This is a genomic window from Methylomonas sp. ZR1 (genome assembly GCF_013141865.1).
Taxonomy (GTDB): domain Bacteria; phylum Pseudomonadota; class Gammaproteobacteria; order Methylococcales; family Methylomonadaceae; genus Methylomonas.
In genome coordinates this window covers 1,709,642-1,726,571 of record NZ_RCST01000001.1, presented here as the reverse complement: position 1 = coordinate 1,726,571, position 16,930 = coordinate 1,709,642, and the positions used below count along the sequence as shown (strand labels likewise).

Here is a 16,930-nt window from a genome sequence, read left to right as displayed (position 1 = left end):
TGCTGAGAGTTGGGAATAAACTTACATTATCGCCTAAAACAAAGACCTTACAGTGCTTATTTAATTTTGCCATAAGGTTAGGCACACATCATCCGCTCGTCAAAGTAAAACCTTAAGGAACTGATCATCCTAACCTATACGGAGTAGAAAATAGCAACTGCAGGTTAAAGAAAGATCGCGCACTTCACTTTTAAATTCGCCATGTTTCCAAAGAAACTGCATCGAGAAAAATAAGTATGCAGATAACAAAGCTCATTACAAATAATGTGATAAACCTTTTGAATAAATATGATTCAATAATTTTAATTGGAAACAAATTATCTTATTTTTGATGTTCAGGACGAAGCAAATCGTTCACTGTTTTTACCGGATTAAATGTTTCGATAGGAACTTCAACAAAAATTGTATTCCAATCGCTCATGGCTCCATTCCAAAGTCCGGGCAACTCTAAAGCTTTCAATTCTTTACCACCCTTGGATTTCGATGAAATAAATCCGGTTTGGTTGTCGACATAATGTAAAAGATTAAATTTTTCGCCTTTATAGTTTTTCACTCCACATACCAAATCAACAGGATTAAAATGTGTTGAATTCATCATTTTAGCTTTTTCAGCAGGATTTGATAAATCAATTTGCGAGCTTTCGAGAATTTGAGTAGATACGGTTCCATCTGCATTTACAGTAAGAAAAGGACCGCCACCAGGCTCTCCGGTATTTTTAACCATACCACAAACCCTAATCGGACGATTCAGTTTTGATTTTAGGTACTGTTTTAATTCACTTTCATTCAATTTGTTAATTTCAGGGTGAATGTTATTAAGTTGCTTTTCGCAAAACAGTGCAATTTCATGTAAGCTTGAAATGGAGATGTTATCGTTCTCCAATAGTTGAAGATTTTCAAACGCTTTTTGTTGAAGTTTAATCAATAAACCTGCAATAGCTTTCTTATATTTGACTGTTTGGCTTTTGAGCGAATCAGGAACCACATTATCAATATTCTTAATAAAAATCACATCTGCATTCAAATCGTTCAGATTTTCAATAAGAGCGCCATGTCCTCCGGGACGAAAAACTAATTTTCCATTTTCGCGAAATGGTTGATTTTGTTCGTCGACAGCTATAGTGTCAGTCGATGGCTTTTGTTCTGAGAAACTGATGTTGAATTTTTTACCCAGTACATTTTCGTATTCAGGAAGCGTATCATTTACATGTTTTTCAAACAGTTGACGGTGTTCAGTTGAAACTGTGAAATGAATATTTACTTCATTCGATGCATTAGAAGCATACAATCCACCTTCCACCAAATGCTCCTGTAGCGAAGTACGTTTTTCGTTGTTATAGGTGTGAAATAAAAGTAAGCCTTTAGGCAAAGCACCATAATTCAAGCCATTACTGTTTAATAAATTAGATACAATGGCTTTCGTCTCTCCATTTTCAATCAGCTCATCAATACTTTTATTATTATTTTTCAAACAACATTCGTTCAAAGCATCGTAAAAAGCGAAGTTTTTAATTTCGGTAATAAATTTAATTTCAGCAGGTTTTGTCGGTTCGGCATAATCGGCATCCAAAAACTCATATAAATCTTTAAACATACGACTAGCCGCACCCGATGCCGGAACAAATTTGAGTATTGAAGCATCGCTTTTTAAATAAGCATTCCATGTTTCCAACAAATCATTAATTTGTGCATCCGAAGCAATCGTAATACCATGATCTGGTGATGCAGCATTAATAATTTTCAAAAACGGGAAACCCGTTTCAAAACTTTTAAGCTGATAAACAATTTGTGATTCTGAAATACATTTTTCGCTAATTTGCTGTAAATCGTTGTTTGATAGCATCGTATTGTAATTTTAATGTTGAAAATTTTGTAATATTTATCTGCACAGTTAATTATAGGACAAAAGTACAGCTACATTTGGGTGCCTCGAACAAATCATCAGATGAGAAAATAGCGGCAACCCAATCCTGCAGATACTGCTCATAAAGAAAGTATTGTCACTCGCCAGCATATCGACATTCCGGATGCCTAAAGAAAGATTTCACGACATCCGGGAGTTTCTGTAATCGGTGCATGGCCGATTGAACGAGTTTCTTTAATTCAATTTTATTCTCCGGCATCTGCTTGGCGACACGCGGCTTGATGTAGCCCCAGACCTGTTCATCCGGATTCAATTGCGGCGCATACGGTGGCAAAAAGGCCAATTTCAGCCGGCCTTGCTGCTGTTCCACAAAGGTTTTTACGGTCTTGGCCTTGTGAATCGGGTGCCCGTCGACAACCAGAATGATCGGCTGTTCGGCACCGCGCAGCAGGCGCTTCAAGAATTCCACAAACACCTCGGCGGTGACGTTGCCTTCTTGCACCATGAAGCGAAAATCGCCCCGCGCACTGACCGCCGAGATCAGATTCAAGCCGTAGCGTCACCCGGTCGACTTCACGACGGGCGTTCGCCCGACCGGCGCCCAGGTGGTGCCAGCATGAAAGTCAGAACGGACGCCCGCTTCGTCAGCAAAATAAATCACCGCGCCGGTGCGTTTAGCTTCTGCCTTCAAGGCTGGAAACTCGTCAGCCTGCCACTTTTCCACCAACACCGGGTCTTGCTGCCAAGCCCGATATAAGGGTTTTTGCGGGGTAAAGCCGAGAATCCGCATGATCCGACCCACGCTTGGCGCGGTCAGGCGCTTACCAAACTGGCGGTAAATGACTTCGCCGATCAACGACAAGGTCCACAAGCCAAACTCCAGTTTCATCTGCCAGGGCGTTTTATCCCGCACCATTTCGGCAATCCAGCGCATTTCGTCGGGGGTCACCAGGGGTGGGCGACCGGTGATTTTCTTGGCCAGCAAAGCATTTTGACCGCCGGTCGCAAAGTCTGACAGCCAGCGAAACACCGTGCGGATGTTGACGCCCATGACTGCCGCTACGCTGGCAGCGGTCTGCCCGTTTTTCACTGCTTTGACCGCCTGCTGACGCATCACTTGCAGGGTATGGTGGTCGATTTCTCGACCGTCGGAATCTCGTTTGCATTTCATGCGCGTATTATCGCATGAATATGGCTTAACTTATTTTAAGAGCAGTAACTGCCATGATCAAAGAAATCTTCTTTGCCGGCGAAGCAGGGCATTGATCTGCCCATAGTGGGGATTGTGGTTGTGGTATCCGACTCCGTAGCCTTTACCAAAATCGTCCCCACGTTATAAAACACTGATACCCGATTGATTCCCGTATGAGTTACCGTTCGGCATAACTCTTTATTATAATCATATGGTAACAATGCATCAGCTTTGGAACTAAACAAAATGAAGTGGCGCCGTCTAACATCGCCGTTGTTGGTCGTTATATTCTGATCCCGGCGATTTTTGAAAAAATCGAAAATACCGGCCGTTGCGCAGGCGGCGAAATTCAATTGACCGATGCGATTGCCGCGTTGATGAAAGACGAGCAAGTGCTGTCTTACGAATTTGCAGGTAATCGCTACGATTGCGGATCAAAATTCGGTTTCTTGTTGGCTAATGTTGAGTATGGTTTGCTGCACCCGGAAATTAAATCAGAATTTGCCGCGTACCTGCAGCAGCGCGTTAGCAAAATTTAGTTCGCAGACGGCGGAGTGGCGATTACCCGCCATTCCGTTGTTGCCGGCGATTGACGATTTCGTAAATCAATAGTGCGCACATAATCAGTGCGGTGCCGGCCATGGTTTTTATCGTCAACGGTTCCTGGTTGACGCTATAACCCAGCACCAGGGACATTATCGGCGTCATTAGATTCATCATCGCCACATTGGTGGCTTGCATGTTGGCCAACACAAAATAATACAATGCAAAACCCAGGGTGGTGGCAATTACGCCAAGATAAGCAATGGAATACAGGGTTTGCTGTGGAATATTTTCCGGCAATAAGCCGCCATCCAACCAATACCAGGTGCCGAAATACAAGGGTACCGCGACTAACAATCCGCCCGTAACCAATTGCAAAGCCGGTAGACGTGCGTCAATCTGCTTGACCCACACCGCGCTAGCCGCGTGGATGAAGGTAGCCACCAGCACGCCGATCAAGCCCTGCAGAGCGAGTTCATCCAATTCCAGTGCCGAGCTGAACATGACCACCAGCCCACCCATACCCAAACAATAAGCGAATAACTTGCCCCAACCCAGGCTGCGTTCCTGCAAATATGCCGCCGCCATGAAAGCGGTCATAAACGGGCTTAATCCGAAAATTACCGAGATCCAGCCGGATGGCACGAATTGAGCGGACCAATAGGTAATCAGCATGCTGCCGTAAAGCTGTATCGCCACTGCCAGATAAGTGATCAAAGCAGGGCGGTTGAGCGGCAAACGCCGACGCAAAAGCAACAATAACAGCAGCAGGCAAGCCAGTCCGGTGCTCATTCTTGCCATCGCCCCGAATACGAAGCTGACGCCGATGCTGCTCCATTTGATGGCTAGCGGTGTGGTAGTCCAGACCAGAATGACACCGAAATAGGCTAAAGCCAGCCGTGTTTTCACCTTAAGGCAATTTCAGACGGTTGGCGATCAATTGCTCAACGACCGAAGGATCGGCCAAGGTTGAGGTATCACCAAGATCGTGAAATTCATTGGCGGCGATTTTACGCAGGATGCGGCGCATGATCTTGCCGGAACGGGTCTTGGGTAGGCCGGGTGCCCATTGAATCAGATCGGGTAGGGCGATAGCGCTGATTTCCTCGCGTACCAAGTCTTTCAACTCGCCTTTCAGGCTGCTGTTGCCTTCGATGCCGACGTTCAGTGTCACATACGCATAGATGCCTTGGCCTTTGATCGGATGCGGAAAACCCACCACGGCGGCTTCGGCTACTAAGTCATGCAGCACCAGCGCGCTTTCGATTTCGGCCGTACCCAAGCGGTGGCCGCAGACGTTCAATACGTCGTCGATGCGGCCGGTAATCCAGTAATAGCCGTCTTTGTCGCGGCGGGCACCGTCACCGGCGAAATAATAGCCGGGGAACTTGGCGAAATAAGTGTCGATAAAGCGCGCATGATCGCCATAAACGGTGCGCGCTTGTCCTGGCCAGGGATAGGTCAACACCAGTACGCCTTCCGCTTCGCCTTCCATGATATTGCCATCCGGATCGAGTATCGCCGGCTTTACGCCGAAAAACGGCAATGTGGCTGAGCCGGGTTTTAACGGCGTCGCGCCCGGTAAGGGGGTGATGAGAATGCCGCCGGTTTCGGTTTGCCACCACGTGTCTACGATCGGGCAACGTGTACTACCAACTACCTGATAATACCATTCCCAGGCTTCCGGATTGATTGGTTCGCCAACGCTGCCAAGTATACGTAATGAGCTGCGGTTGGTGCGGGTGACAAAATCGTCGCCCTGGGCCATCAACGCTCTGATTGCGGTTGGCGCGGTGTAAAAAATATTAACCTGATGTTTGTCGATGACTTGCCAGAAGCGGTCGGGATGCGGATAAGTCGGTACGCCCTCGAACATCAAGCTGGTGGCGCCATTGCATAATGGCCCGTACAGCACGTAGGAATGGCCGGTAATCCAGCCGATGTCGGCCGTGCACCAGTAAACATCGCCTTCCTGGTAATCGAACACGTATTTATGGGTCATGGCCGCATACAGCAAATAACCGCCGGTGGTGTGTAGCACACCCTTCGGTTGGCCGGTGGAACCGGAGGTATACAGGATAAATAACGGATCTTCGGCGTCCATCATCACCGGTTCGCAATCGGTCGATGCGGATTGCATCGCTTCGCGATAATCAATATCGCGGCCTGCGGTCCAGGGGATGTCGTGGCCGGTATGCTTGATCACTATCACGGTATGCAAATTGGGGCATTGCTTGGCGGCTTTATCGACATTCAATTTAGAATGCACAATTTTGCCGCCGCGAAAGCTCTCGTCGGCGCAGATCAAGACCCGGCAATCGGCGTCGATGACACGATCACGTAAGGCATCGGCCGAAAAGCCGCCGAAGACGATGGAATGCACCGCGCCGATACGCGCGCAGGCTAAAATAACTACCGCCGCTTCCGCGATCATCGGCAGATAGATACAGACTCTGTCGCCTTTTTGTACGCCATGGGCTTTCAGGACGTTGGCGAATTGGCAAACTTGGGTGTGTAATTCGCGGTAGGTCAGTTGACGATCATGCGCAGGGTCGTCGCCTTCCCAAATGATCGCTACCTGGTCGCCGCGTTTTTCCAGGTGTCGGTCCAGACAGTTGACGGTGACATTGAGTTTGCCGCCCAGGAACCACTGTATTTCGCCCTTGGGGTAGTCGTATTGCAGTACCTGCTGCCAAGGCTGATGCCAGTCCAAAAATTCGGCGGCCTGCTCAGCCCAAAAAGTTTCCGGTTCGTTTATCGACTGCTGATATAGACGCTGGTACTCGGCACTGTCGATATGCGCGTTGGCGGCAATCTGCGGGTTAACCGGATAAATTTTTTGGTCTGACATAACGTAACCTCCTTCTTTGAACGTTATTAACTGTGTTGTAAGGCAGAAACGGCTTGGGTGCTCGTCAAACGCTCGGCTTGCCAGTGTTCGATGGCCCATTCCAGAATACTGTCGATTGCGGCCAGCCGCAAATCGGGTGGTGGATTTTGCTTGAGTAAGGTTAGCAGCAGAAACAAGGTTGGTCCGGCTTGATTGGGATTGACGGCTTCCGCTCGGGTCTGCTTACTCAGCTTATGGCCTTCTTGGTCGACAATCAGCGGAATATGCATGTATTGCGGCGTCGGGTAACCCAGCAAATGCTGTAAATACAGCTGTTTAGGGGTCGAATCCAATAAATCGTAACCTCTCACCACCCGATTGACCTTTTGCCGTTGGTCGTCAACAACACAAGCTAATTGGTAAGCAATGATGCCGTCCTTACGCTTGACGATAAAATCGCCGTGCTGGCCTGCCAGATTTTGGCTGATTTCACCCTGCAAGTCATCAACAAAGCGCGGACAAAATTCCGCCGTTTTTACTCGTAGTGCATGTGGCGCATCAGTCGATTGCGGGTTTTTGCGGCAATAACCTGGATAAATCAAAGGCGAATTTGCCAATAAGCTGCGGCTACAGGTGCAAGGGTAAAGTGCCTGCCGGCTTTGCAATTCGACAATGGCCTGCTCGTATTGCTCAAGATGATGGCTTTGATAATCCACCTCGCTGTCCCAATACAAGCCGAAGCTTTGCAGGCAATTCAGAATCGCGTCGCTGGCTCCCGGCATATTGCGCGGCGTATCGAGATCGTCGATGCGTAACAGCCATAGCCCTTTATGCTGACGGGCATCCAGATAGCTGGCAAGTGCGGTGTATAGAGAACCGAGGTGAAGTGGGCCGGTAGGCGAGGGCGCAAACCGGCCGATATAAGATGTTGCTGTGGGCAGAGTTAACCCAATTGTTTTTCCCTGATTTCATCGAGTGTCTTGCAATCGATGCACAGGGTAGCAGTTGGACGGGCTTCCAGACGGCGAATACCAATCTCGATACCGCACGTTTCGCAATAGCCGTAGTTTCCGGACTCAATTTCCTTCAATGATTCGTCGATCTTCTTGATCAGCTTACGTTCGCGGTCGCGGGTGCGCAGCTCCAGGCTGAACTCTGATTCCTGCGTAGCCCGGTCGTTGGGATCCGGAAAGTTGGCCGCTTCGTCCTGCATGTGGTGGACGGTGCGATCCACTTCCATCATTAATTCGGACTTCCATTTATTTAAGATGGCGGAAAAATGGCTCAACTGCGCCTCGTTCATGTACTCTTCGCCTTCTTTTTCCTCATAAGGCTTAAAAGTAAATTCCGATGCGGCAGGGTTAGTATTGTTCATCCAATGACTCCTGGCGGTCTATAAAAAAATCGGGGCTTTTTAACAGAATAGCCGGGGCCAAGCAAGAAGTTTGTTATTATGAAGGCGCTTTCTACTAACGGAATTTGGACATGAAACACCACGTCGCCGAGCGAATGCGCGGCATCAGCTCATTTTATGTGATGGAATTATTACAGCGCGCCAAGCAGCTGGAACAAGAAGGCCGGGACATTATTCATATGGAAATCGGTGAGCCGGATTTCGAAACGCCGCCGGCAATATTAGCCGCTGGAAATGCGTTCATGCAGGGTAGGGAAGTCAAGTACACCGCTGCAGCCGGATTGCCGGAATTGCGTCAAAGCATCGCCGATTATTACCAAGCGCAATATGGAGTAAATCTGGATCCGAAACGGGTTTTCATTACCCCCGGCGCGTCCGGCGCGTTTTTGCTGGCGTTTGGGATTAGTTTAAATCCGGGCGAACAAATCTTGATGGCCGATCCGTGTTATCCCTGTAACGATAATTTCGTGCAATTGTTCGACGGTAAGACTCAGTTCGTGAATGTTGGCGCCGAAACGGCTTATCAACTCAACGCCGAATTGATTCGACTGCACTGGCAGCCGGCCAGCAAAGGCGTATTAGTCGCTTCGCCTTCCAATCCGACCGGCACCGTCATCGGTAACGATGCGCTACGCGCTGCGATTCAGCAGACGCATGCTTTAGGGGGCTGTTTTTACTCGGACGAGATTTACCACGGCTTGGTTTACGGCGAAACCGTCAGCAGCGCTTTGGCGTTCAGCGATGACGTATTTATCATCAACAGCTTTTCCAAGTTCTTTGGCATGACCGGCTGGCGTATCGGTTGGTTGATCGTGCCGGAAGATTTTATCGACGCGGTGGAAAAACTGGCGCAAAACATTTTTATCTCCACACCTACCCATTCACAGTACGCGGCTTTAGCCTGTTTCAGTGCTGAAAATATGGCGGAATTGCATCGCCGCCGTGACGAGTTTGAGAAACGCCGGGATTTTCTTTACGACAACCTGTTACGGCTGGGTTTTAAAATTGCCTGCAAACCACAAGGGGCCTTTTATATCTACGCAGATTGCAGTGCGTTTACCGACGATAGTTTTGAGTTTGCCAAGCAGCTGCTCGAACAGGAAGGGGTGGCGGTAACGCCAGGCAAAGACTTTGGCCAGTATTTGGCTCACAAGCACATTCGATTTGCATATACCGCCTCAATCGATAGAATGGCCGCCGCGCTTCAAAGACTGGAAAGATTCATATGCCCATAAACCAATACACGCCAGAGCAGCTAAAACAACATTTACAGGACGACCCGTCGGTATTTTTACTAGACGTTAGGGAGCCCCACGAGTTTGCCTATGCCAAGATAGCCGGTAGCGTATTAATACCTCTGCAACAAATACCCGCGCGCTTCGACGAAGTGCCGGCTGACCGAGACGTGGTGGTGATTTGTCATCACGGTATGCGTAGCCAGCAAGCCTGCCATTTTTTGCAGCATTCCGGACTGCAAAGATTGTTCAACTTGAAGGGCGGCATCGACGCCTGGTCCGTGATTTGCGATCCGTCTGTTCCTCGTTACTAAACAATTAATAAAGCTATGTTTCTAAAAGAGTACTATGCCATTCAGGATGGCAGTGTCGCCATCAGCGCCGCGCAGGCCAGTATGTTTGCCAAGGAAGTCGCCCATGACTTCAACCCCTTGCACGACGAAGACGCAAAACGTTTTTGTGTGCCGGGCGATTTATTATTCTCGTTAGTGTTGGACAAATACGGCCTTAGCCGAAACATGCACTTCATTTTTTCCGGGATGGTCGGTCATGGCGTGTTGTTGAATTTTCCCGATGACGACGCCGAAAAAATCGATGTGACCGACAACCAAGGCAAGACTTATTTGCAGATCGAGCGCTCCGGCGATGTGATCCGAGATCCGGCTTTAATCGAAGCGTTAATTCGTGACTACGTGGCGTTTTCCGGGCAGAACTTTCCTTATGTGCTGGTACCTTTATTGGCCAAAGAGCAAGTCATGTTCAATATAGACCGGCCTTTGGTGATCTATGAAAGCATGACCTTGAGCTTAAACCGGATGGACTTCCACGAACCGCGTCTGGAAATGCTGGAACCGAAAATGGAAGTCAACGGCAAGCGCGCCACTGCGTATCTTTATTTCCAAATTAAATGCGGTGACGAAGTGGTTGGTTCCGGATTCAAGAAGCTAGCGGTCAGCGGTTTACGCGAATATGAAGCCGAACCGATGCAAGCCTTTGTAGACGAGTATCTGGCTAGAAAACATGGCTATTTAGGTAATCTTGCGGAAGCCACCGCGTAATCAGATATTCTGCCGTTCGCATGCATGGGCTGGCAATTTGTTTGAGTTTCGAGTTTTCCAACCGGAGCGCGCAGAACACTCCGGCTGTTACTTGGGTTGGGGGATTCAGCTGTTTATAACACCGCAGAAAATGGCTCTACTGTCACCATTTCTCCAGCATCTATACCCGTACTATCGGCATCCAGCACAATAAAACAGTTGGACTGACTGGCTACTTTTAGTTGATGAGAATCTTGTTGGCCGGCAAGACGGACGGCTAATTCGCCTCCAGCCTGCTGGTAAAGGATGCCGCGTTGATATTCCTGCCGCCCTGGCGATTTTTTTAACCGGCTGTCGCATCGGACTCGCAAGCGCAATGCTTGTCTGGCTGGTAAGCCGGCAAGCTGTTCCAGACCCGGCTTTACGAATTTCTCGTAAGTGACCAATACGGCAACCGGATTGCCGGGCAAGCCGAAAAACCAGCAGCGGCCGATTTTGCCAAAAGCCAGCGGTTTGCCGGGCTTGATTGCCAGTTTCCAGAAGTTCACCTGCCCGCATTTTTCCAGCGTTTGTTTGACAAAATCCGCATCGCCAACCGATGCTCCGCCGGTGGAAATGATGACGTCATAGTGCTGGGCTGCGTCCTTGAAAGTTTGTTCGAGTTTCAAAGGATCGTCTGCGACGATGCCCAAGTCCGAGACTGTGTGGTTTGGGTCGGATAGCAGTCCGGCTAATAAATAGCGGTTGCTGTCATAGATTTGGCCAACAGCTAGCGGTTCTCCGAGTGCGACCAATTCATCACCAGTCGAAAAATAGCCAATGTTGAGTTTGCGTTTTACGCTGATTTTTTCGATGCCGGCGGCGGCCAATAGACTTAGATCGCGAGCTGTCAGCTTTTTCGGTGCGGCAATTAATTCCTCATGCTGTTTAACGTCGCTGCCGGCTGCACGAATATTTTTATACGGCTGCCAGTCTAGGGGAAGTGATACAGTGTCACCATCGATTTCAATTTGTTCTTGGGCAATAACGCTGTCCGCAAATTCCGGGACTACCGCTCCGGTGAATATTCTGACGCATTGGCCCGGCCTCTGCTGCGCCAAGAACGGCCGTCCGGCCCATGCGATGCCGATTACTTGCAATTTAGCCGCTTGCCCGGCAGCTACATCGCCAGCAGCAAATGCGTAACCGTCCATGGCCGCCGTGCGTTGAGATGGAATGTCCATAGGCGACGCCACGCTCTCGGAAATTACCCGGCCCAGTGCCTGCGGCAAATCGATATGCTCGTGTTCGTTGACGGTCTCGATCGTTTCGCGGATTTCCAAAAGCGCCTGTTCGACGCTCAATAACTCGTGTTTGTTGGGGTAGCAGATGTTAGTCACGTGGGCGCTTCAAAAAGATTTCGATAATGAATTTGGCTACGGCCTCTGCATCGTTTATATCAAGGCACGGTAAGCCGGGTGGTGTTAAGAGGGGTTGATCGCTTGCTATCGCGATAATCGACGGGTCTTCAGGGTAAAGCAGCGGTTTGCCTAGGCTTGGTCTGCACAGCTCAATTTTGGGGTAGCTCTCGTGCCTGAATCCTTCCACTAAAATCAAATCCAGGCCTGCATTGGGAAACAAGGCAAGCTGTTCAGTCAGCGAAATATCGCCATCTGCCGACAATTCGCTGATTACCGCACGCCGGTGTCGGGAAACCAGCATAACCGGAGTGGCACCCGCTTCGCGCAGCCGAAAACTATCTTTACCGGGTTGATCAATCTCGAAGTCGTGGTGACTGTGTTTGATTACACCGATTTGCAGATTATATGCTTTCAGTATCGGGATAAGTTTTGTCAATAAACTGGTTTTGCCGGTGCCGCTGGCGGCCGCGAAGCCGAGGACAGAAGGGTTGGACATGGACTTCTCTACATTTGTCGAACTGGCCGTATTCTAAGTTATTATGGCGCTCGTCGGTTAAAGCGTTTGGAGTGCGGGTGATACGAATAGTGATATTGTTGGCATTGGTACTGGCAGTTTTAATGCTGCCGGGATTTATGAAGCTACCAGCCGAATTGCGCAGCAAACGACTTAAACAACTGGCCTGGGTTGCGATTGCGCTGATTTTGCTTGTACTGATGTTGAGTGGAAAACTTAGCGGTCTGCTGGCGATATTTGGCGTAATATTCGCGTTTTTAGTGCGCTCGATGCCGCTAATATTAAGGTACGCGCCGCAGCTTCATAGCATTTGGTTGCGGTTCAAAGCCGGCAATCCACAATATGGTAAGCCTGGTCCTGGGCCATCTCGACAAGCGGGTATGACAACAACGGAAGCTTTTGAGGTTTTGGGGCTTAATCCCGGCGCCACGGAAGAAGAAATTATTCAGGCCCACCGTAAACTCATTTCGCGCTTTCATCCTGATCGAGGCGGTTCAGATTATTTGGCGGCCCAAATTAATCAAGCCAAAAAAACATTGTTAGGTCGTTGAGAAGCACGATCAGAAAAAGCTCCTTTCAGAATTGTATGTTCTTGCAGTTCTTTTAAATATATGTGATGCGCATCACTTTCTTATTTTCATAATTTAGAAGTGGTTCGGATTTTAGTTTGATCTTGCTGATTTTAGTCGCAAAAATGACCTGAGAGGTCGTTGTGAATAAAAATCAAAAAAGAGATGTGGGCCACAAAAATATCAGTAAATTCAATTTATAAGATAAATCTTTTAAAGTTATACTGGCACTCGCCGTTAAGGTTAGTGCCCTCAATTAGATCGGATCGGAAATACACGAAGAGGCATGATGTTGTTAAGAATGAACTATTGACTTAATTGGTTTTGGCAGTGAGCAATATCGGTTCGGTTGTTGGGTTTCAATCTTATCTGCATTTAAATAGTTTTAAGGGATTAATAGTTATCTGGCGAGACACGTACCAATAAAAATAAACGATTCAGCAAGCCAAAATACCTGGGAGATTAATCATGATGGAAGAAACGATAGATGTAATTAAAGATATGGATATTCCAGATTTCATTTCTTTTGATGATGTCGATGAAGAAGTTGTCGAAATCGATCCGAACGAAACCTTTAAGCTGGCCGAAATAGAAAGTAACGAATCGCAAAATGAGAGTACTTTCGATGCTACCCGAGCGTATCTGAATGAACTCAGTAAATCCCAACTGTTAACTGCGGATGAAGAAAAAATCTACGGCAGACGAACTCAACAGGGCGATCCACAAGCCCGAAAAATTATGATCGAAAGCAATTTACGTCTGGTTGTGAAAATTTCCAGGCGTTATTTAAATCGCGGGCTCCCTTTACTCGATTTAATCGAAGAAGGTAATTTGGGGCTGATCCGCGCAGTGGAAAAGTTTGATCCTGATCGTGGCTTCAGATTTTCAACCTACGCAACCTGGTGGATCAGGCAGACCATAGAGCGTGCAATCATGAATCAGACTAGAACTATTCGCCTGCCGATTCATATTGTTAAAGAAATGAACATTTATTTGAAAGCGCAGCGGAATTTAGCGCAACAGCTTGATCACGAGCCGACTGTCGACGAGATTGCTCGGCATCTTGATAAACCGGCCAAAACCGTCAGTAAAATGCTGAAACTCAACGAGCGCGTCACATCTGTTGATGTGTCATTCGGTAAGGACTTTGACAAACCCCTACTTGAGACAATTTCCGAAGAAGAAAGCCGCAATCCTGCTGAAATCTTGCAAGACGACTTTATCCAAAATAACGTCACCTACTGGGTCTATCAGCTTGCCGAAAAACAGCGCGAAGTCATATGCCGCAGATATGGTCTTTGCGGCTTCGAAAACGCAACTCTGGAACAGGTGGCGCTAGAATTGGGTGTCACTCGAGAAAGAGTTAGGCAGATACAAATGGACGGTTTGAAGCGTCTCAAAGAAATTCTTGAAAGTAGTGGCTATTCGTTTGAATCGATTTTTAGCTAATACTAAAATTTAACAGGCGGCAAACCAGAGTAGTGCGACTTTGTCAGATCTGGTTTGGGTGCCTTCTATAGGTACTTATAATCGATACACCGGCAAGCCGTTAATCCTGTCGTCGATTACTTGGATTAGCTCGTTGTATGCAGAACTTCCTACCGAATGAAACTTGCTGACAAACGTAGCTTCGTCCATATGTTCCGGTAAGTCCTGTAATTCCGGGATAATAGACGAATAATCTTTAGTGCTAGACATTATTCTTTGTAATGCTCTCGCTTTCTCGGTTGATGCCACGGCTATTTGACCGAATCTAGTCCCGGCTCGATCTGCGGTCAGATCAATGAAGCTGAAGCCGCTACCTTTTTGCGCATCTCCCAGTTCTTTATCTATGCCTATTTGCTCGCCGAGTAATGAGGAATCAAGAATTGCCAATAATGCCGAAGCAATAAAATGCTGAGGTATATCCACTCGCTTATAAGCAAATACAGGATATTCCTTGCTGTAAACCAAGCCAAGCGGCAGATAGCGGCGTAAGTCCTGTTTATAGATATAGCTGCCGACAGCAATGATGATCGCGCGATTTTCCTGAACGGCGTCCTCCGTCGGTGTTTGTTGATACGCCGTCAAAAATAAAGGTTGCAACAAATCAGTAATAGATAAGCGCCAGCTAGGATCGTGTTGGCTGACGATTTCGTTGATTTGCTGTTGATAACGATGCAGGTTTGGGTAATCCCGATGCTTTTGGATAGCCAATTGCTTTGCCGCGTCGACGATGGATCCTAGATAACTGATTTCCAAAGCTTGCGGACTAATGTGAATTTTCTTGACGTATTGGCTCAACAATTGCCAATGCTGCTCTAGGGGCGTGTTATGCACGATAGCGGGAATCAGGAGATTTGCAGCGGGATCGGGAATGGAAATTTCACCAATTTTCAAAGACTTGATAACAATGGCGTCATCTACCTGTCGTAGATTAAAACTAAAGTCCAAATATCTGCCCCAGGGGCTTTTAGGGACAAATATCGCTATCTGAATCATCAATCTGTCATCTACAATCTGAATTTGCGTCGTATTTTCCGCAAAATGGTTTAATAGATAACTCACCGCAATATTCAAGTCCTTCTGGTCCAAACTAACGGTTTTAATTTGGCCTCTTTCCTCCGGTGCCACATGCAATAACTGCTTCGCGCGCTGTATGTCTTCGCGGTTCAAACCCTGATGGATTTTTAACAACGGCGTATCGTCGATTGCGAAAAACAGTAAGCCTACGAACAGTATTGCCAGTGAAAGGAGGATATACAGCAGGAATTTCAGCATTGATCAAAGATCAGATTAAAGCGAGCCTCCTTGAGGTAATACATTTCTTGTTTGAGATCAGCATGCGTCAGAGGCGCTTGTTCCAGCCAACTTTCCGGAAAATCAATTTTTATATCGTGGCGATTAATCGTGATGCTAAAGTCCGGGCGTTTGCTATTACGGTTGCGGTGTAGCAAAGCGGCCAGTCGAAATACCACTGCCATGATCGGCGCATGTTGGCGCCAAGGAAACGGCAAATCCTCAAAACGTCTTAAATTAAGCTTCTTGCGGTGGCTGCGCACCAACTTAGACAGCAACAGTTGATCTTGCTTGGAAAACCCCGCCAAATCACCATTTTCGATAATATAGGCGCTGTGTTTGTGATATTGGCTATGGGCAATCTCAAAGCCAATTTCATGGAGTTCCGCCGCCCATTCCAAAAACTGTAAGCTGGCAGGGTTGTCGTTAAAGCAAGGGTGGTCGTCTAATTGCTGAGCGATGTAACGTAAGGTTTCTTTGAGCTGTTGGCTGTGTGACGTGTCGGTGTGGTAACGTGCGGCAATGGTCTGGCTAGTCTGCGAACGAACGTCATCGTTATAAATTCTGCCGAGCAAATCTTGCACCAGACCTTCGCGCAATGCGCCATCCGAAACCGTCATTTGCTGAATATTCAAGGTCTTGAACGTGGCATAAACAATAGCGACCGCGCCGATAAACACCGGCCGCCGCTCGATACTCAAGGCCGGAAAGCTGATTTCGTCGATCCGATTCAGTTTTAACAGGTGGGCGACCAACTGTTCCAAGCCTTCATTGGTGATGCCGTTATTGCTCCAGCCCATGGTTTGTAACACATTGCTGACCGCCTTCAGGCTGCCGGAAGCGCCAATGGCTTCCTCCCAGTTTTTGGAATTGAACGTGTTTTGAAAGGGTTCGAGATGTTGCTCGGCAAACAGTACCGCTTTACGAAAGGCCTTTTTGGTCAGTTCGCCGTTTTTGAAAAAGTTCTGGCTAACAGTGACGCAGCCCATGTTCAGGCTTTCTTTAGTGTGGGCAATATCATCGCGGCCGATAATGTACTCTGTGCTACTGCCGCCGATATCCATCACAAAACGGTTGTTGGCATTGCTGCCCAGGCTGTGGGCCACGCCTTGGTAAATTAAGCGCGCTTCCTCAATGCCGGAAATGATATGAATCGGATGCCCCAGAGCTTTTTCGGCCTTATTGATGAATTGTTGCGAGTTTCTGGCGATGCGTAGCGTATTGGTGCCGACTATGGAGACGCTGTTGGGTGCAAAATCCCGGATGCGGTGACCGAAGCGTTCCAGGCAGGCCAAGGCGCGTTCTTGCGTGATTTGGTCGAGATTTTTATGCTGATCCAATCCCGCAGCCAGACGAACCATTTCTTTCAAGCGGTCGATGGTTTGCAATTTGCCGTTGTGCAAGCTGCATATAATCATGTGAAAACTGTTGGAACCTAGATCGACGGCAGCAACACTGGTCGGTATTTGATGTGGCAAGAGTCTAATCCTGTTCAGGCTGCTGAGGAGCGGTGAATTCTGATAAAATCCGAAAGCTTTATTGGCGCATATTTAA

The 16,930-nt window shown here is 47.8% G+C and carries 14 protein-coding genes and 2 pseudogenes; 6 read left to right on the top strand and 10 right to left on the bottom strand.

Annotated elements, in window-relative coordinates:
- Positions 1 to 322: 322 nt before the first annotated feature.
- Positions 323 to 1,843: a DUF4301 family protein gene (locus DDY07_RS07940; RefSeq protein WP_171695485.1), complete on the bottom strand. Its 1,521-nt coding sequence runs from the start codon at positions 1,841 to 1,843 to the stop codon at positions 323 to 325.
- Positions 1,844 to 2,000: 157 nt separating this feature from the next.
- A pseudogene (locus tag DDY07_RS07935) lies at positions 2,001 to 3,035 on the bottom strand (IS630 family transposase).
- A 269-nt stretch (positions 3,036 to 3,304) separates the two neighbouring features.
- Between DDY07_RS07935 and DDY07_RS24040 the strand changes: the two are divergent.
- Positions 3,305 to 3,595, top strand: a pseudogene (locus DDY07_RS24040) (UTP--glucose-1-phosphate uridylyltransferase); the annotation flags it as partial.
- A gap of 22 nt (positions 3,596 to 3,617) precedes the next feature.
- Here the strand turns inward: DDY07_RS24040 and DDY07_RS07925 are convergent.
- Genes DDY07_RS07925 through dksA form a run of 4 tightly spaced genes read right to left on the bottom strand, consistent with a single transcriptional unit; the run spans position 3,618 to position 7,804 of the window.
- Positions 3,618 to 4,508, bottom strand: a complete 891-nt coding sequence (locus DDY07_RS07925; protein ID WP_367650861.1) for a DMT family transporter — start codon at positions 4,506 to 4,508, stop codon at positions 3,618 to 3,620.
- Position 4,509: 1 nt separating this feature from the next.
- Positions 4,510 to 6,450 carry an acetate--CoA ligase gene (gene acs / locus DDY07_RS07920; RefSeq protein WP_171695484.1) on the bottom strand — a complete coding sequence of 647 codons (1,941 nt, stop codon included), beginning with the start codon at positions 6,448 to 6,450 and terminating at the stop codon, positions 4,510 to 4,512.
- Between the two features lie 26 nt (positions 6,451 to 6,476).
- Positions 6,477 to 7,349, bottom strand: a complete 873-nt coding sequence (gluQRS, locus tag DDY07_RS07915) for a tRNA glutamyl-Q(34) synthetase GluQRS (RefSeq protein WP_367650914.1) — start codon at positions 7,347 to 7,349, stop codon at positions 6,477 to 6,479.
- A gap of 23 nt (positions 7,350 to 7,372) precedes the next feature.
- Complete coding sequence (dksA, locus tag DDY07_RS07910) at positions 7,373 to 7,804, bottom strand: RNA polymerase-binding protein DksA (RefSeq protein ID WP_033156319.1); 432 nt, start codon at positions 7,802 to 7,804, stop codon at positions 7,373 to 7,375.
- A 110-nt stretch (positions 7,805 to 7,914) separates the two neighbouring features.
- Here dksA and DDY07_RS07905 point away from each other — a divergent pair, with 110 nt between their 5' ends.
- The 3 genes from DDY07_RS07905 to DDY07_RS07895 are packed head-to-tail and all read left to right on the top strand — an operon-like array spanning position 7,915 to position 10,136.
- Positions 7,915 to 9,078: a pyridoxal phosphate-dependent aminotransferase gene (locus DDY07_RS07905; protein WP_171695483.1), complete on the top strand. Its 1,164-nt coding sequence runs from the start codon at positions 7,915 to 7,917 to the stop codon at positions 9,076 to 9,078.
- Positions 9,069 to 9,392, top strand: coding sequence for a rhodanese-like domain-containing protein (locus tag DDY07_RS07900; protein WP_033156317.1), 324 nt, complete (start codon positions 9,069 to 9,071; stop codon positions 9,390 to 9,392). Before DDY07_RS07905 ends, DDY07_RS07900 begins: the two co-directional genes overlap by 10 nt.
- A 15-nt stretch (positions 9,393 to 9,407) precedes the next feature.
- The gene (locus tag DDY07_RS07895; RefSeq protein ID WP_171695482.1) at positions 9,408 to 10,136 is read left to right on the top strand and encodes a DUF3581 domain-containing protein; all 729 of its coding nucleotides are present in this window, start codon (positions 9,408 to 9,410) and stop codon (positions 10,134 to 10,136) included.
- 113 nt (positions 10,137 to 10,249) lie between these two features.
- Here DDY07_RS07895 and glp read toward each other — a convergent pair whose 3' ends face one another.
- Complete coding sequence (gene glp, locus DDY07_RS07890; RefSeq protein WP_171695481.1) at positions 10,250 to 11,494, bottom strand: gephyrin-like molybdotransferase Glp; 1,245 nt, start codon at positions 11,492 to 11,494, stop codon at positions 10,250 to 10,252.
- Positions 11,487 to 12,011: a molybdopterin-guanine dinucleotide biosynthesis protein B gene (gene mobB / locus DDY07_RS07885; protein ID WP_171695480.1), complete on the bottom strand. Its 525-nt coding sequence runs from the start codon at positions 12,009 to 12,011 to the stop codon at positions 11,487 to 11,489. The genes glp and mobB overlap by 8 nt, the downstream gene beginning before the upstream one ends.
- A gap of 89 nt (positions 12,012 to 12,100) precedes the next feature.
- On the opposite strand from mobB, the gene DDY07_RS07880 reads away from it, so the two are divergent.
- Entirely contained in the window at positions 12,101 to 12,580 is a 480-nt protein-coding gene (locus DDY07_RS07880; protein WP_367650913.1) for a DnaJ domain-containing protein, read from the top strand.
- 486 nt (positions 12,581 to 13,066) lie between these two features.
- Positions 13,067 to 14,047, top strand: coding sequence for an RNA polymerase sigma factor RpoS (gene rpoS, locus DDY07_RS07875; RefSeq protein WP_033156312.1), 981 nt, complete (start codon positions 13,067 to 13,069; stop codon positions 14,045 to 14,047).
- Between the two features lie 75 nt (positions 14,048 to 14,122).
- On the opposite strand, the gene DDY07_RS07870 is transcribed toward rpoS, so the two are convergent.
- A complete protein-coding gene (locus DDY07_RS07870) occupies positions 14,123 to 15,358 on the bottom strand; it encodes a hypothetical protein (protein ID WP_171695479.1) in 1,236 nt (411 codons plus the stop codon).
- Positions 15,352 to 16,854 (bottom strand): exopolyphosphatase, encoded by a 1,503-nt coding sequence (gene ppx, locus DDY07_RS07865; RefSeq protein WP_171695478.1) that lies wholly within the window; start codon positions 16,852 to 16,854, stop codon positions 15,352 to 15,354. The genes DDY07_RS07870 and ppx overlap by 7 nt, the downstream gene beginning before the upstream one ends.
- Positions 16,855 to 16,930: the final 76 nt, after the last annotated feature.

Excerpts from the sequence above, each read along its gene's own strand:
- acs (WP_171695484.1), bottom strand. The coding sequence starts at position 6,450 with ATGTCAGACCAAAAAATTTATCCGGTTAACCCGCAGATTGCCGCCAAC.
- DDY07_RS07870 (WP_171695479.1), bottom strand. The coding sequence starts at position 15,358 with ATGCTGAAATTCCTGCTGTATATCCTCCTTTCACTGGCAATACTGTTC.
- DDY07_RS07895 (WP_171695482.1), top strand. The coding sequence starts at position 9,408 with ATGTTTCTAAAAGAGTACTATGCCATTCAGGATGGCAGTGTCGCCATC.
- DDY07_RS07905 (WP_171695483.1), top strand. The coding sequence starts at position 7,915 with ATGAAACACCACGTCGCCGAGCGAATGCGCGGCATCAGCTCATTTTAT.
- rpoS (WP_033156312.1), top strand. The coding sequence starts at position 13,067 with ATGATGGAAGAAACGATAGATGTAATTAAAGATATGGATATTCCAGAT.
- dksA (WP_033156319.1), bottom strand. The coding sequence starts at position 7,804 with ATGAACAATACTAACCCTGCCGCATCGGAATTTACTTTTAAGCCTTAT.
- DDY07_RS07940 (WP_171695485.1), bottom strand. The coding sequence starts at position 1,843 with ATGCTATCAAACAACGATTTACAGCAAATTAGCGAAAAATGTATTTCA.
- DDY07_RS07900 (WP_033156317.1), top strand. The coding sequence starts at position 9,069 with ATGCCCATAAACCAATACACGCCAGAGCAGCTAAAACAACATTTACAG.
- mobB (WP_171695480.1), bottom strand. The coding sequence starts at position 12,011 with ATGTCCAACCCTTCTGTCCTCGGCTTCGCGGCCGCCAGCGGCACCGGC.